18 protein-coding genes are annotated in these 13,557 nt (G+C 64.5%); 9 read left to right on the top strand and 9 right to left on the bottom strand.

Annotated features, from left to right (window positions below):
• On the top strand, positions 1-203 hold a 203-nt coding region (locus NKI88_RS26515), incomplete at its 5' end, for a hypothetical protein (RefSeq protein ID WP_352658345.1).
• Positions 204-351: 148 nt separating this feature from the next.
• Positions 352-723 (top strand): hypothetical protein, encoded by a 372-nt coding sequence (locus NKI88_RS26510; protein ID WP_023703874.1) that lies wholly within the window; start codon positions 352-354, stop codon positions 721-723.
• A gap of 194 nt (positions 724-917) precedes the next feature.
• Here NKI88_RS26510 and NKI88_RS26505 read toward each other — a convergent pair whose 3' ends face one another.
• Positions 918-1,238, bottom strand: a complete 321-nt coding sequence (locus NKI88_RS26505; protein WP_023692961.1) for a hypothetical protein — start codon at positions 1,236-1,238, stop codon at positions 918-920.
• Positions 1,239-1,395: 157 nt separating this feature from the next.
• Here NKI88_RS26505 and mbfA point away from each other — a divergent pair, with 157 nt between their 5' ends.
• Positions 1,396-2,379: an iron exporter MbfA gene (gene mbfA, locus NKI88_RS26500; protein WP_023681248.1), complete on the top strand. Its 984-nt coding sequence runs from the start codon at positions 1,396-1,398 to the stop codon at positions 2,377-2,379.
• 160 nt (positions 2,380-2,539) lie between these two features.
• Here mbfA and NKI88_RS26495 read toward each other — a convergent pair whose 3' ends face one another.
• From NKI88_RS26495 to NKI88_RS26485, 3 genes are all read right to left on the bottom strand, one after another.
• The gene (locus tag NKI88_RS26495; protein WP_023692960.1) at positions 2,540-2,884 is read right to left on the bottom strand and encodes an antibiotic biosynthesis monooxygenase family protein; all 345 of its coding nucleotides are present in this window, start codon (positions 2,882-2,884) and stop codon (positions 2,540-2,542) included.
• A complete protein-coding gene (locus NKI88_RS26490; RefSeq protein ID WP_023692959.1) occupies positions 2,881-3,237 on the bottom strand; it encodes an NIPSNAP family protein in 357 nt (118 codons plus the stop codon). Before NKI88_RS26490 ends, NKI88_RS26495 begins: the two co-directional genes overlap by 4 nt.
• A gap of 85 nt (positions 3,238-3,322) precedes the next feature.
• Positions 3,323-3,526 carry a DUF1127 domain-containing protein gene (locus NKI88_RS26485; protein ID WP_023687540.1) on the bottom strand — a complete coding sequence of 68 codons (204 nt, stop codon included), beginning with the start codon at positions 3,524-3,526 and terminating at the stop codon, positions 3,323-3,325.
• 69 nt (positions 3,527-3,595) lie between these two features.
• Here NKI88_RS26485 and NKI88_RS26480 point away from each other — a divergent pair, with 69 nt between their 5' ends.
• Complete coding sequence (locus NKI88_RS26480; protein ID WP_352658342.1) at positions 3,596-4,300, top strand: ArsR/SmtB family transcription factor; 705 nt, start codon at positions 3,596-3,598, stop codon at positions 4,298-4,300.
• 231 nt (positions 4,301-4,531) lie between these two features.
• Here NKI88_RS26480 and ligD read toward each other — a convergent pair whose 3' ends face one another.
• Positions 4,532-7,039, bottom strand: a complete 2,508-nt coding sequence (ligD, locus tag NKI88_RS26475) for a DNA ligase D (protein WP_352658340.1) — start codon at positions 7,037-7,039, stop codon at positions 4,532-4,534.
• An 11-nt stretch (positions 7,040-7,050) separates the two neighbouring features.
• Positions 7,051-7,917 (bottom strand): non-homologous end joining protein Ku, encoded by an 867-nt coding sequence (gene ku / locus NKI88_RS26470; RefSeq protein ID WP_023681243.1) that lies wholly within the window; start codon positions 7,915-7,917, stop codon positions 7,051-7,053.
• Between the two features lie 344 nt (positions 7,918-8,261).
• Between ku and NKI88_RS26465 the strand changes: the two genes are divergently transcribed.
• From NKI88_RS26465 to NKI88_RS26455, 3 genes are all read left to right on the top strand, one after another.
• On the top strand, positions 8,262-8,411 hold the full coding sequence (locus NKI88_RS26465; RefSeq protein ID WP_196813601.1) for a hypothetical protein: 150 nt from the start codon (positions 8,262-8,264) through the stop codon (positions 8,409-8,411).
• Positions 8,412-8,590: 179 nt separating this feature from the next.
• Positions 8,591-9,016, top strand: a complete 426-nt coding sequence (locus tag NKI88_RS26460; RefSeq protein ID WP_352658338.1) for a thiol-disulfide oxidoreductase DCC family protein — start codon at positions 8,591-8,593, stop codon at positions 9,014-9,016.
• A 63-nt stretch (positions 9,017-9,079) separates the two neighbouring features.
• Positions 9,080-9,334, top strand: coding sequence for a hypothetical protein (locus NKI88_RS26455; RefSeq protein WP_023703882.1), 255 nt, complete (start codon positions 9,080-9,082; stop codon positions 9,332-9,334).
• Here the strand turns inward: NKI88_RS26455 and NKI88_RS26450 are convergent.
• Positions 9,297-9,758, bottom strand: coding sequence for a RidA family protein (locus tag NKI88_RS26450; RefSeq protein WP_023755312.1), 462 nt, complete (start codon positions 9,756-9,758; stop codon positions 9,297-9,299). The two genes, NKI88_RS26455 and NKI88_RS26450, sit on opposite strands and share 38 nt — an antisense overlap.
• A 235-nt stretch (positions 9,759-9,993) precedes the next feature.
• Between NKI88_RS26450 and NKI88_RS26445 the strand changes: the two genes are divergently transcribed.
• Together NKI88_RS26445 and NKI88_RS26440 are read left to right on the top strand one after the other, a co-directional pair.
• On the top strand, positions 9,994-10,362 hold the full coding sequence (locus NKI88_RS26445) for a YciI family protein (RefSeq protein ID WP_352658336.1): 369 nt from the start codon (positions 9,994-9,996) through the stop codon (positions 10,360-10,362).
• Positions 10,363-10,369: 7 nt separating this feature from the next.
• Positions 10,370-11,614 (top strand): RNA polymerase sigma factor, encoded by a 1,245-nt coding sequence (locus NKI88_RS26440; protein WP_352658334.1) that lies wholly within the window; start codon positions 10,370-10,372, stop codon positions 11,612-11,614.
• A 9-nt stretch (positions 11,615-11,623) separates the two neighbouring features.
• Here the strand turns inward: NKI88_RS26440 and NKI88_RS26435 are convergent, their stop codons facing one another.
• Both NKI88_RS26435 and cysK read right to left on the bottom strand, forming a co-directional pair.
• Entirely contained in the window at positions 11,624-12,250 is a 627-nt protein-coding gene (locus NKI88_RS26435; RefSeq protein WP_352658332.1) for a glutathione S-transferase family protein, read from the bottom strand.
• Positions 12,251-12,450: 200 nt separating this feature from the next.
• Entirely contained in the window at positions 12,451-13,425 is a 975-nt protein-coding gene (cysK, locus tag NKI88_RS26430) for a cysteine synthase A (protein WP_023672045.1), read from the bottom strand.
• Positions 13,426-13,557: the final 132 nt, after the last annotated feature.

The raw sequence follows: 13,557 nt of genomic DNA, 5'->3' as shown, positions 1-13,557 counted from the left end.
CAGGAGTTGGGTGTCTCTCCCCCTTGAGCGACGGGCGCCCGCTGCTGTGGCGCGCCACCCGCCAGATCGTCGCCTCTCTGATCGCAGCGATCTTCGCTCAACCTCCCTTGGCAACCCTGCGCCACAATCTCCGTGCCTTGCGATATCGCTGGCGTGAGCCACCACGAAAGCGCAAGTTTCAGTCCATGCCAAAGCTATCTTAGCGCCTATGCCCACGAGGGGGAGATCAGCAGCTCCACCAGCTCCACCAATCCCCCCAAAATCAGTCACGCCCCGCCCTTCAATCTCCGCCGCCATCATGCGATGCTGATTCCCTCGGCCGGGGGGCCGATTTGCCTCGGGGGAAACACCATGTCTTTCACTTGTCTGCGCCGCGTCGTCGTCGCGCTCTCGCTTGCCGCGCTGTTTGCGCCGGCCGCTCACGCCGCCGACATCACCTTCGCCGTCAAGAACAGCCATCCCAACGCCATGCGCCTCGAGCTCTACAGCCAGGACCGCGACTATGTCTGGCCGGGCAACGACAAGGATTTCTATCTCGACGATGGCGAGACCAAGCAGATCCCGGTGTCGTGCGACGAGGGCGAGTCCATCTGCTACGGCGCCTGGGTGGACGGCGACGAGGGAACCTATTGGGGCGTCGGCCCCAACAACAAGGAAAAATGCGAGGATTGTTGCTACACCTGCAATGGCGGCGAGACGGAAGAGATTGAACTGACGCCGTAGGGCGGGCGAAGCTGCTAATCTCCCACCTCGAGGGGGAGATGTCGCCGAAGGCGACAGAGGGGGTCGCCGCGCGTGAAGCGCTAGCCCTCCATCTGCCGCGCAGGACGTCGAGCCCGGTCGGACCGACCCCCTCTGCCTTGCCAGGCATCTCCCCCTCAAGGGGGGAGATCAGATGTCGCTTCGGCTTTCGCCAATTATCCCATCAACGCCCTCTGCCGCTTCGGCCCGCCCGCCTTGCGCCAGGAATTGAACCGGTGCGTTGCGGCGGCAAACGAGATCTTCATCTGCTGGGCGACCGAATAGCGCGACTTGCCTTCGTCGAACAGGCGGTAGCAGCATTCGACGCCCTCCTCGGTCAGCTTGCCGTCGGGCGCCTTGTTGTGCGGATTGGCGGGATCGAATTTTTCGACCTGCTGTTCGACCAGGCCTTTCAGCCGTTGCAAATCGGCCTCGATGCTGGCGATCAGATCGAGGACGGGTTTCGGATCGAAGTGGTCGTGCGGCTTTGCCGTCATCTTGCTCATGCCTTTCGCTTGCGTGTCGCGACAATATAGGTGAACATTTGCCGATAATGAAGGGCGCGTTGCAATCCGGCGCATTTCTTGACTGGTGATTGACCGCAGAGACTGCAGCGCCTAGTTTAGAATTGTTCTAAACTGGGGTGAATTTCTCATGCTTTCCCGTGTCTTCGGTTTCGGCCGCCGTCCTTTCGAAACGCTGTCGGAACAGGAGATCCTGGCGCTGGCAATTTCCTCCGAAGAGGATGACGGGCGCATCTACCGCGCCTATGCCGACGGGCTGGCGGACAGTTTTCCGCAATCGGCGAAAGTGTTCGAGGCGATGGCGGAGGAGGAGGACGGGCATCGTGATTCCCTGATCGAGCTCTACCGCAAGCGTTTCGGCGAGCGCATTCCGCTGCTGCGCCGCGAGCATGTGAAAGGCTATTACGAGCGCAAGCCCGACTGGCTGGTGCGGCCGCTCGGCATCGAGCATGTGCGGCGCCAAGCCGAAGAGATGGAGCGGCAGGCCTATCGCTTCTATGTCGAGGCGGCCAAGCGCACCGGCGATGCCTCGACCCGGAAACTGCTCGGCGACCTGGCCGCGGCCGAGCAAAGCCATGAGAATTCGGCGCATCGGCTGGAGCAGAAACTTGTGCCGGGCGAGGTGAAGGACGAGGAAGCCAGCGCCGAGCAACGCCAGTTCATCCTGACCTATGTGCAGCCCGGGCTTGCCGGGCTGATGGACGGCTCGGTGTCGACGCTGGCGCCGATCTTTGCCGCGGCGTTTGCCACGCACGACACCTGGCAGACGCTGCTGGTGGGCCTCGCCGCCTCGATCGGCGCCGGCATTTCGATGGGCTTTACCGAGGTCGCTTCCGACGACGGCAAATTGTCAGGGCGTGGCTCGCCGATCAAGCGCGGCCTGACTGTCGGCATCATGACGACGCTGGGTGGGCTGGGCCACGCGCTGCCTTACATCATCCCGCATTTCTGGACGGCGACGGCGGTGGCGGCCGTCGTGGTGTTCTTCGAATTGTGGGCGATCGCCTTCGTGCAGAACCGCTACATGCAGACCCCGTTCCTGCGCGCGGCGTTTCAGGTGGTGCTGGGTGGGGCGCTGGTGTTTGCGGCCGGGGTGCTGATCGGGAATGCGTGAGCGCCAAGCGCCCCCTCACCCAGCCTCCGCTTCGCTCGGCTGACCTCTCCCCGAGGGGAGAGGAGATTTTCGAAGCCTGCGCCAGTCTCTTCTCCCCAGCGGGGAGAAGGTGGCCGCGAAGCGGCCGGATGAGGGGGCCTGGCGCGACGCCGATACCTAGTCACCCATTCACCGCCCTGCTATCCTCTGGCGCCTCGTCCCTCTCCGTCAGCCCGTAATCCCGCACCACATGCGCAATGCGCAGCCGGTAGCCGGCAAATATTCCGCCGCGGCCCGCATGCTGCGCCTGCCGGTGCTCTTCCGTGTTGCGCCAGGCTTTCACCGCTTCCTCGTCGCGCCAGAAGGACAGTGACAGGACCCGGTTGGGATCGCCCAGGCTCTGGAAGCGCTCGATCGAGATGAAACCGTCTATGCCGTCGAGCAGCGGCCGCAGTTCGGCAGCGATGCCGAGATAGGCATCGCGCTTTCCCTCAGCCGGTTGCACCTCGAAGATGACAGCGATCATATCTCCTCCTTGACCGCGGTCTGGAACAGCTGCCGCGGTCCATGCGGCCCCGACACCAGCTTCAGGAAGATGCGGTCCTCTTTCAAGATGAACTTTTCGCGGCGGGCGAATTCGTAATTGGCCTTGCCCGCCGGATCCGCGGCGAGACGGGCGCGATATGCTTCGTAGGCGGCGAGGCTGTCGATGCTGTAGGCGGCGTAGGCGGTGGTGGCCGAGCCCTCATGCGGGGCGTAGTAGCCGATCAGATCGGCGCCGCAGCGCGGGATCGCCTGGCCCCAGGCCTTGGCATATTGCTCGAAGGCCGGCTTGCCGAACGGGTCGATCTCATAGCGGATGAAGCAGGTGATGGTCATCGTGATCTCCTTGGGTTTCGCATCGATAGTTCGAGCGGCGTTGAAACGTTGTGCCGCAGGGTCTGCTAAGCAAAAGCGCTGGCGGTCAGGCCTGCCAGAAGGATTTTGCGCATTCGCGGCGCACATCCTCACGGGTCAGGCCGAGATCGCGCAGCAGATGGTCGTCGATCTCCGCGAGGCCGAGCCGCTGCAGGTGGCGGTCGTACCAGCGGGCGAGCAGCCGCCGTTGCAGCCAGGTGACGAATGGAAAAGGCCGGCGGCTGGCGAGTGGGGCGGAAGCGGTTGGCATCGGCGTTCTCCTTGATCCCGCCCGACAATAATGCTTACCTGACGAGAATGCTTCGATGGAGACCTAACCATGCGTGAAGGACCCGACATTGCCCGCATCGCCAGCCTGGTCGGCGATCCGGCGCGGGCAAACATGCTGAATGCGCTGATGGGCGGCACGGCTTTGACGGCCAGCGAACTGGCGCTGGAGGCCGGCGTCTCGCTGCCGACGGCGTCCTCGCATCTGTCGAAACTGATGGAGGGCGGGCTTTTAACTTTGGCCAGCCAGGGACGGCATCGCTATTACGGCCTCGCCGGGCCGCAGGTTGCCGGCATGATCGAGGCCATCACCGGGGTGGCCGAAGCGGTCGGCCCCAAGCGCGTGCGGCCCGGCCCGCGCGACGGCGCCATGCGCGTCGCCCGCGTCTGCTACGACCACCTCGCCGGCGAACATGCGGTGGCGATGCTCGACCGCCTCGTCGCGCGCGGCATCCTGTTGCGCGACGACAATGAGATCAGGCTCGGGGAGACCAGGCCGGGGGAGATCCGGCTGGGGCCGTCGGCCGCATCGCATTTTTCCGCCATCGGCGTCGATGTCGGCGCCAAGGCGCGCCGGCCGGTCTGCCGCGCCTGCCTCGACTGGAGCGTGCGCCGCTCGCATCTTGCGGGAACGCTGGGCGCGGCTATTCTGGACAAGATCCTGGCGGAGAAATGGGCAAGACGGGAGAAGGACAGCCGCGCGGTGATGTTTTCACCGCCGGGGAAGCAGGCGTTCGAGCGGGTGTTTTTAGCGTAGAGGTTCGGCGGCGCTAGTTGGGCGACGCTGGTGGGACAGCACCCCCCTCTGGCCTGCCGGCCATCTCCCCTCAAGGGGGGAGATTAGGCGCTCAACAGCTTTCGCCAATCTCCAACGTTGCAACAATGAACGAAACCTCGAAGCTGCCCAATCTCCCCCCTTGCGGGGGAGATGTCCGGCAGGACTGAGGGGGGTGGGAAGGATCGCTACGTTTGCGAATGTGCCGATGGCTCACCCCCGCTTCAGCACCTTCCCCTGCTTGAAAAAGTCCACCCACGGATCGGCCTCCGCTAGTTCCTTCAGCGTCGTCTTGCCCCCGATCGGGAAGGAATTCGGCGCCAACCCTTTTTCAACCTCCGCCCACGTTACCGGCACCGACACCGTCGCGCCCTTCTTGGCCCGCGAGGAGTAGGGCGCGACGGTGGTCGAGCCCCTGCCGTTGCGCAGATAGTCGACGAAGATTTTCCCGGTGCGCGCCTTTTTCGACAGCGTCGCCGTGTAGCGGTCGGGCGCGGCCTGCTCCAGCGCCTTGGCGAAATCATGCGAGAAGGTTTTGACCGCCTCCCAGTCCGCCGACGGCTTCAGCGGCACCAGCACGTGATAGCCCTTGCCGCCTGACGGCTTGACGAAATTCGGCAGCGACAGATCGTCAAGCTTGCCTCTGATGTCGAGTGCGGCCTCGCGCACCGCCTTGACGTCGACGCCTTCATCGGGATCGAGATCGAAGATGATCTGATCCGGCTTTTCCAGCGCGTCGATCTTGCAGCCCCAGATGTGGACCTCGACCACGCCATACTGGACCAGAGCGGCAAGGCCGTCGAAATCGCGGATGAACAGGATTTCCTCGCCATCGGTCGGGTCCTTCATCCGGGCGATCTTGTCGCTCATGCCGGCCGAGGCATGTTTCTGGAAGAAGCGCGGGCCGCCGATGCCATCCGGCGCCCTGACCAGGCTGAGCGGCCGGTTGACGATGAACTGCTCCATGCGCGGCCAGACCAGCGCGTAGTGTTCGAGCAAAGCCTGTTTGGATATTTTTTCCTCGGGCCACAGCAGCTTGTCGGGATGGGATAGTTTTACGCTGGTCGTGATCGTCGGGGGCGCCTTAGCCCCGGCGGCCTTGCCGGCGCCGCCTGCCGCCGGCTTTGCCTTGTTTGCCGCCTTCGATGGCTTTTCCTGCACGACTTCCTCCGCCGGCTTGTCCTCGCGCAGTCCCTGGAACGACGCGTGGCGTATTATACGGTCCGAGGTCCAGCTGCGGAACTCCACTTCGCCGACAAGTTCGGGCCTGACCCAGACCAAACCCTTGCCCTTTGGCACCGCGGCGGCAAACGGCGAGGCGTCTGCCTTCAGCGCATCGAGTTTTTTCTTCAAATCGGTGGCGCTCCTGGCTGTGAAGCCCGTGCCGACGCGGCCGGCATAGTGGAGCTTGCCGCCCTCGTGGTAGCCGACCAGCAGCGAACGCAGGCCGCGGCCGGTCTTGTCCGAGGGCAGATACCCGCCGATGACGAATTCCTGGCGGGCCGTGCATTTCGACTTCACCCAGCTTGGGCCACGGCCGCTGCGGTAGGGCGCATCGGCGCGCTTGGAGACGATGCCTTCAAGGCCCATGCGGCAGGCGTGCTGCAGCATGATCTTGCCGGGCTCGGCGAAATGGTCGCTGAAGCGGACGGGGGCATTTTCGGCCGTCTCGCCGAGCAGCTCCTGCAGCGCCTGCTTGCGCTCGACCAGCGGCTCGCGGCGCAAATCGTTGCCGTCAAGCCGCATAAGGTCGAACACATAGTAGGTGAAGCGGTCGGTTCGATTGGCGGAGAGATCCTGCTGAAGCAGCGAGAAAGACGAAACGCCGCTGTCGGCGAGCACGACGATCTCGCCGTCGATGATGGCGTCGCTGCATTTCAGCTGGGCGAGTTCCGCGACGATCTCGGGGCCGAATTTCCCCGTCCAGTCGAGGCCGGTGCGGGTCAGCAGCCGCACCTCCGTGCCGGCGATCTGCGCCTGCATGCGGTACCCGTCGAACTTCACCTCATGCAGCCAGTCCTCGCCGGGCGGCGCCTCGCGCTCCAGCGTCGCCAGCTGCGGCTCGACGAAGTCGAGGCGCTTGCCGGCTTTCGCCTTGCTGGATGCCGCGCGCTTGTTGGAGTGCCAGACCTTCGGCTTCTTGCCGTCGGCGGTCTTGCCTTCGACCTCTTCGATGGTCAGGCCGGACTTCACCGATTTCGGTGCGTCCTTCAGGATATCCTCGCCGGGGCGGGCGGCGGCATCGTCGGATTTGATCAGCAGCCAGTTGTCGCGCTTTTCGCCCGGGCGGGGTCTTAATCTGACCAGATGCCACCGCCCATTCAGCTTCTGGCCGTTGAGTTCGAAGTCGATATGGCCCTTCTTCATCGCCTTGGCCGGGTCGATCTCGGGCGTCCATGTGCCTTCGTCCCAGACGATGACGGTGCCGCCGCCATACTCGCCCTTGGGAATGGTGCCCTCGAAGCCGGCATAGTCGATCGGGTGGTCCTCGACATGCACGGCCAGCCGCTTTTCGTGCGGGTCGAGGCTCGGGCCCCGCGTCACCGCCCAGCTCCACAACACGCCCTCATGCTCGAGGCGGAAATCATAGTGCAGCCTGGTCGCGTCGTGCTTCTGGACGACGAAGATGCCGCCGGGCTGCTTGCCGCGCGCGACCTTGCCCGCCGGCTCGGCCGTCTTCTTGAAATCGCGCTTGGACTGATATTGTTCGAGGCTGGCCACGGCGCCGACCCTCAAGCCGACTTGCGCTTGGGCGCAGAAGCTTTCGCCTTGCCGCTTTTTGCCGCCGGCTTGGCCTTCTTCGCCGGGCCTTCCGCCTGGCCGCCATCGGACAGGCTCTTCTTCAGCGCGTCGAACAGATTGACGACATTGGACGGCTTGGGCGCGGCCTGCGCTTTCGGAGCCTTCTTGCCGGCCTTCTTGGCGCGGATCAGTTCGAGCAGCGCGTCCTCATACTTGTCCTCGAATGTCGACGGATCGAACTTCCCCTTCTTCTTGTCGATGATGCGTTCGGCCATATCGGTCATCTCCTGGTCGGTCTTCACCGCCTTGATGTCGCCGAAGATGCTCTCCGGCTCCCGCACCGTGTTGCCGTACCGCAAGGTGGTCAGCACCATTCCTTTGCCGCGCGGCTCGATCACCACGGGCCGCTCGCGGCTATAGAGCACGACGCGCGCCAGCCCGGCCATCTTCTTGTCCGCCATGGCATCGCGAATGACGGCAAAGGCCTCCTCCGACACCTTGTCGGCGGGCGTGACATAATAGGGCGTGTCGAGATAGATCTGCTCTATCGAGGCTTTGTCGACGAAGCCGTCCAGCGCCATCGTGTGCGAGGACTCGATCTGCACCGCTTCGATCTCTTCGTCCTCGATATGGACGAACTCACCGGGGCTCACCTCATAGCCCCTGATCTCGTCGCCATCGCCCAGCGGCTTGCCGGTTTCAGAATCGACATAGATGCGCTTGACCGTGTTGCCGGTCTTGCGGTTGAGCACCCGGAACGAAACTTTTTCGGCGTGGGTGACGACGTTGGTCAGTTCGACAGCGCAGGTGACCAGCGACAGTTTCAGATAGCCCTTCCAGGCGGGGCGAGGTGCCATGGCGAACTCCTGCGCGATGCGGTTCAAGCGAGAACGGGCAAGGCCCGTTCCGGTTCCGGGCGCGCAACCAGGGGCATTTCGGCAGCGAGCATGGAAATTTCGAGAGGCTCGCCAAATCTGAAACAGAACCGCGCTCAAGCGACATCCAGACGAAACATATGTGATGCAAAAGTCACAATGCCGGAAATGGCGACGAACCACACCGAAAGACCCCAAACAGCCGCATTCCGGCCACGAAGCATGGGGTTTTCGACCAAAGATTAACATCGTGTTCACCGACTATTCACGCCTCGACGCTATGATCCCCGCAATCGGACGGGACATCCGAAAATCGGGACAGGGACTTGAGTAAAATGAAATTCTGGGGCCACATCGCCGGCTATGCCGCCGCCATCCGCGAGTTCATCGCGCCGACCTATCGACCGGAGCGCTACTACATGCGCGGCCCGGGTCCGGCCTGCGCCCGTCGCGGCAGCTCGCTCGGCGCGCATTGATCATGACATTCGAAACGCGTCACGACAGCCGGATCTGCAGACCGGAGGCCGATCCCCGCGCAACCACCTATCGCGCCGAGCGCCCCGCGCTGGCCGCGAGAAGCCGTGCGACAACGCCGCGACTTTGATCCCGCTGCCGGCGGGCTTAGTGTCTAAAGACACAAGCTGCCGGACGTCCCGTGACTTCTTCTCCTGAACCCTTCGATGCCAGCCAGCCATTGATCGTTTTCGACGGCGTCTGCGTGCTGTGCTCGGGCTTCGTACGCACGGTGGTCGGGCTCGACCGCAAAAACCGCTTCCGCTTCGCCACGGCGCAGTCGCCCTTCGGCGAGGCGCTGTTCCAGAGATACGGGCTGCGCACCGACAGCTACGAGACCAATCTGGTCCTTGTCGGCGGCGCTCCCTTCATGCGGCTGGACAGTTTCATCGCGGTGATGGCCGAACTCGGCTGGCCGTGGCGGGCGGCGAAAGCGCTGCTGCTCATCCCGCGCCCCTTGCGTGACTGGCTCTACGAACGCACCGCCAAAAACCGCTACGCCATGTTCGGCCGCAAGGACAGTTGCGAGATCCTGTCCGCCGCGATACGTGCGCGCGTGATCGGCTAATCGCATGTCACCCAAAAGTGACCTCGGTTCTGGGAAAACGACATACGCAAAAAGAGCGGCGCGATGAGGCTTCTGGTCGTTGGCGGCTATGGCATTTTCGGCGGCCGCATCGTGCAATTGCTGGAGAGCGAGCCACGCCTGATCCTGCTCGTCGCCGGGCGCTCACTGGGCAAGGCCGAGGCCTGGTGCAAAACCCGCACCGGCGCGGCGGCGCCGCTCGTGCCGGCGCGCTTCGGTCGCAACGGCGACGTCGCGCAAGGCCGGCCTGTTCGTTCGCGCCTCAGTCCGGCAGCGCCGCGACGGCGACGATCTCGATGACGATGTCTGCCTGGGCAAGCGCTGCGACGCCGATTACCTCCGAAGGCGGCGGATTGTTGTCGCTACAATGCTTCGGACAATGCTCGGCGAAAAGCGCGTCCAGCACGTCGAGACGAAAATTAGGCGAGCTGAGGACGCCGCCGTCGGGAAATGGCCCTTTGACGAAAAAGGTCAGCCTGATGAGATGGTCGAGCCCGCTGCCAAGTTCTTCCAGATCCGATTTGATGTTGCCGAGAACTTCCCGCCACTGCGCCGCGGCATCGCCGGCGAAGCCGCCACCCTTCTTGCCGGCCGGATCGTAGTCAGCCGATGTCGCGGTGTTGCCGCAGAGATAGACGGTGCCTTTCGCACCGCTGACGACCGTGCCTTTGCCCCATGGCATCAACCGGCCGTTCTTGAATTTCTTGTGGGTCACGAGTTCCATTCTCTTCTCCCATGCCTCGTGTGACGTGCCCGCCAACGACGGAGGATAGTGCTGTGCGGAGCCACGGCCAGTCCGCTGCCGGTCATCCGCCAGCAGACGGAGGAACATCTGGTCCTTGCGAAATCTCCTGGCGGAGGCGAAAGTTTTTTCTGAAGCCCGTCGAAATCGGCCGCCGCCGCGCGACATACGTCTGGCCCCGCTAGGACGCGGCCTTCGAAACCACGGGAGAAGACCCATGCGATACATGCTTTTGATCAACAGCGACGAAGCCGCGCAGGCGAACATGCCAATCGAGAAGGCTCAGCAGATGAGCGCAGCATATGCCGCCTATACCGAAGCGTTGAAGAAATCCGGCGCATGGCTCGCCGGCGAACGGTTGCGCCCGACCCAGGCGACCACTTCGGTGCGGATCACAGACGGCAAGACCAACGTGATCGACGGCCCCTATGCCGACACCAAGGAGCAGCTTGCCGGCTTCTACATGATCGAGGCGGCCGATATCGATACCGCCATCGACTGGGCGGCGCGCTGTCCGGCGGCGAGCGCCGGCACGGTCGAGTTGCGGCCGATCTGGGAAATGGCCGACTACATGCCCAAGAAATGACACCGTGATGGACAATCGCCCGGAGATCGCGCGGGCGGCGGCCGAAGCGGCCGCCCGGCAGAGTTACGGCAAGCTGGTCGCCTGGCTAGCGGCGCGCACCCGCGACGTGGCCGGCGCCGAGGACGCGCTGGCCGAGGCCTTCGCCGCGGCGCTGGAGCGCTGGCCACAGACCGGCGTGCCCGACAAGCCGGAAGCATGGCTGCTGGCCGTGGCGCGCCGGCGGCGCGTCGACGCGGTGCGCCGTCGGCTGACCAGCGAGGCGAGCCGCGACCATCTCAAGCTGATGGCCGAGGAGATGGAGGCGAGCATGGAAGACGAAGACCTTCCCGACGAACGTCTCAGGCTGATGTTTGCCTGTGCGCATCCGGCGATCGAAGCCAGCGTGCGGGCGCCGCTGATCCTGCAGACCATTCTGGGTTTCGACGCGGCGACGATCGCCTCGGCCTTCCTGGTTTCGCCGGCGACGATGGGCCAGCGTCTGGTGCGCGCCAAGAGCCGCATCCGCGAGATCGGTATTCCGTTCCGCGTGCCGGATCGCGCCGAACTCGGCGAGCGGCTGGAAACGGTGCTGGAAGCGATCTACGCGGCTTTCGCCGAAGGCTGGACCGACCCGGCAGGGACCGAGACGAGAGCGCGCAATCTGGCGACCGAAGGCATCTGGCTCGGGCGGCTGGTGGCATCGCTGATGCCGGACGAACCGGAAGCGCTCGGCCTGCTGGCGCTGATGCTGTTTGCCGAGGCGCGCCGCCCGGCGCGGCGCGATGCGGCTGGAGATTATGTGCCGCTCGCCGAACAGGATTGCCGTCTTTGGGATCACGCGCTGATCGACGAAGCCGAGGCTCTGCTGGGCCACGCCGCCACCATGGGCGTCATCGGCCGCTACCAGCTCGAAGCGGCGGTACAATCGGTGCATGCGACGCGGCGACGGACCGGCCAAACCGATTGGGCGGCGATCCGTAACTTCTACGATGCGCTGTCGGCGATATCAGGCTCGCCGGTGATTTCGATCAACCGCGCCGTGGCGATTGCCGAGGCCGAAGGGGCGGCGGCAGGACTGGCGGCGCTCTACGTGCTGGGCGACGACAAGCGGCTCAACGACTATCAGCCCTTTTGGGCCGCTCGCGCCGGCCTGCTGGCCAGGCTCGGCAATGCGGCGCAAGCGGTCGAAGCCTATGACCGGGCGATCGGCCTTGAACGCGACCCCGCCGTGCGCCGCTTCCTGCAGGCGAAACGGGCGATCCTGCGAAATTGAAGCGTCCGTTCAGGCCGGCCACATCTCATGCGTGGTGTTGAGCCGTTTCATCAGCGGATGCGCGCGCAGCGCCGACCACAAGCGTTCGATGTTCGGCCAGTCGGCTCGCGCCTTGTCCATATCGGGGTGCCAGGCCACCAGCATGACGAGGTAGATGTCGGCCAGCGACATCGCGTCGCCGACCAGCCAGCCGCGCCCCTCGAGGGCTGCATCGACAATGGCGAAGCCGCGGTCCATCTCGGCAATGGCTGCCTGCTTGACGGCTTTCTTGCCGTCGGCATCGGTGGTGTAGCGATGGGCATAGTAGAGGCGCAGGATGGCGGGGTAGAGCACCGATGACATGAACGCCATCCAGCGCAGGAAACCGGCGCGATCCGGCGATCCGGCGGCCGGCGCCAGACCCGCCTCCGGATGGCGCTCGGCAAGCAGGATGCAGATCGCCGCCGATTCGGTTATCGATTGACCGTTGGGCAAGGTCAGCACCGGAACCTGGTTCAACGGGCTGATGTCGAGGAAAGCCGGGTCCGGCGGATCCTTCTTGGGCATATCGATCTGGTCGAATTGCGCGTTTGCCAGCGCCAATGCGGCCTCGACGACAAAACCGCCGCTGCCTGGGCGCGTGTAAAGCTTGTACATGTGATTCTCCCCCTGCCCGCGCGAAGCAGGCCGGGGCGATTTGACCCTGAAGCCGCCTCCCGCTCAAGCCGGTGGCGGACGCCACGGCCGGGTTTTCTGCGGTCCAGCCATGAGACTTCCGATGTCGGAGGGACAGCACCCCCCGATGCCCGGCAGGGCAGAGGGGGGTGCGAAGGATCGCCGCCTATCCAGTTAAGACGTTAAGCCCCCAGCCCGTCGAACAGGATCGTCGACAGATAGCGCTCGGCGAAGGACGGGATGATCACCACTAGGTTCTTGCCCTTGTTCTCCGGCCGGGACCCGACGGCGATGGCGGCCTGCAAGGCAGCGCCCGACGAGATGCCGACCGGCACGCCTTCAAGGCGGGCGACGAGGCGGGCGTTGGCGACCGAATCCTCGTTGGAGACCTTGACGATCTCGTCATAGATCGAGGTGTCGAGGATCTTGGGCGCAAAGCCGGCGCCGATGCCCTGGATCTTGTGCGGGCCGGGCTGGCCGCCCGACAGCACCGGCGAGGCCTCCGGCTCGACGGCGACGACATGCACCGAGGGCTTGCGTTGCTTCAGCACCTGGCCGACGCCGGTGATCGTGCCGCCGGTACCGATGCCGGCGACGAAGATGTCGACCCCGCCATCGGTGTCGTTCCAGATCTCCTCGGCGGTGGTGCGGCGGTGGATCTCCGGGTTGGCCGGGTTTTCGAACTGCTGCGGGATGACGGCGTCAGGCAGGGTGGCGGCCAATTCGTCGGCCTTGGCGATGGCGCCCTTCATGCCTTTCGGCCCTTCCGTCAGCACCAGTTCGGCGCCGAGCAGCGCCAGCATCTTGCGGCGCTCCACCGACATGGTTTCGGGCATGGTCAGGATCAGCTTGTAGCCCTTGGCGGCGGCGGCGAAGGCGAGCGCGATGCCGGTATTCCCCGAGGTCGGCTCGATCAGCGTCGTCTTGCCGGGTTTGATCCGGCCCGACGCTTCCAGCGCCTCGATCATGGAAACGCCGATGCGGTCCTTGACTGAGGCGATCGGATTGAAGAATTCGAGCTTGGCAAGAAGGTTGGCAACGACGCCCTTCTCCTTGGCGAACTTGTCGAGCCGCACCAGCGGCGTGTCGCCGATCGTCTCGGTGATCGAGTTGTAGACACGGCCGCGGCCGGGCACGCGCGCGGAAGGCTTGTTCATTGGTTTCGCTCCCAAATCAGATCAGGCAATTGGCGTCGGCGGACAGAATAGGGCTTTCGCCCGCGCAAGATAGGCTGCCGGCCGAAAATATCGAGTGGGCCGCTTGCTGAAAACGCTTGTCTCCTCAAGCCG

The organism is Mesorhizobium sp. M0317, assembly GCF_040321555.1.
GTDB lineage: Bacteria > Pseudomonadota > Alphaproteobacteria > Rhizobiales > Rhizobiaceae > Mesorhizobium.
The sequence above is the reverse complement of the archived record's forward strand: the minus strand, read 5'-3'. Positions and strand labels throughout refer to the sequence as shown.

Bases quoted from the DNA above. Each gene is read 5' to 3' on its own strand.
- NKI88_RS26510 (WP_023703874.1), top strand. From the start codon at position 352: ATGTCTTTCACTTGTCTGCGCCGCGTCGTCGTCGCGCTCTCGCTTGCC.
- NKI88_RS26505 (WP_023692961.1), bottom strand. From the start codon at position 1,238: ATGACGGCAAAGCCGCACGACCACTTCGATCCGAAACCCGTCCTCGAT.
- mbfA (WP_023681248.1), top strand. From the start codon at position 1,396: ATGCTTTCCCGTGTCTTCGGTTTCGGCCGCCGTCCTTTCGAAACGCTG.
- NKI88_RS26495 (WP_023692960.1), bottom strand. From the start codon at position 2,884: ATGATCGCTGTCATCTTCGAGGTGCAACCGGCTGAGGGAAAGCGCGAT.
- NKI88_RS26490 (WP_023692959.1), bottom strand. From the start codon at position 3,237: ATGACCATCACCTGCTTCATCCGCTATGAGATCGACCCGTTCGGCAAG.
- NKI88_RS26485 (WP_023687540.1), bottom strand. From the start codon at position 3,526: ATGCCAACCGCTTCCGCCCCACTCGCCAGCCGCCGGCCTTTTCCATTC.
- NKI88_RS26480 (WP_352658342.1), top strand. From the start codon at position 3,596: ATGCGTGAAGGACCCGACATTGCCCGCATCGCCAGCCTGGTCGGCGAT.
- ku (WP_023681243.1), bottom strand. From the start codon at position 7,917: ATGGCACCTCGCCCCGCCTGGAAGGGCTATCTGAAACTGTCGCTGGTC.
- NKI88_RS26455 (WP_023703882.1), top strand. From the start codon at position 9,080: ATGAGGCTTCTGGTCGTTGGCGGCTATGGCATTTTCGGCGGCCGCATC.
- NKI88_RS26450 (WP_023755312.1), bottom strand. From the start codon at position 9,758: ATGGAACTCGTGACCCACAAGAAATTCAAGAACGGCCGGTTGATGCCA.
- NKI88_RS26445 (WP_352658336.1), top strand. From the start codon at position 9,994: ATGCGATACATGCTTTTGATCAACAGCGACGAAGCCGCGCAGGCGAAC.
- NKI88_RS26440 (WP_352658334.1), top strand. From the start codon at position 10,370: ATGGACAATCGCCCGGAGATCGCGCGGGCGGCGGCCGAAGCGGCCGCC.
- NKI88_RS26435 (WP_352658332.1), bottom strand. From the start codon at position 12,250: ATGTACAAGCTTTACACGCGCCCAGGCAGCGGCGGTTTTGTCGTCGAG.
- cysK (WP_023672045.1), bottom strand. From the start codon at position 13,425: ATGAACAAGCCTTCCGCGCGCGTGCCCGGCCGCGGCCGTGTCTACAAC.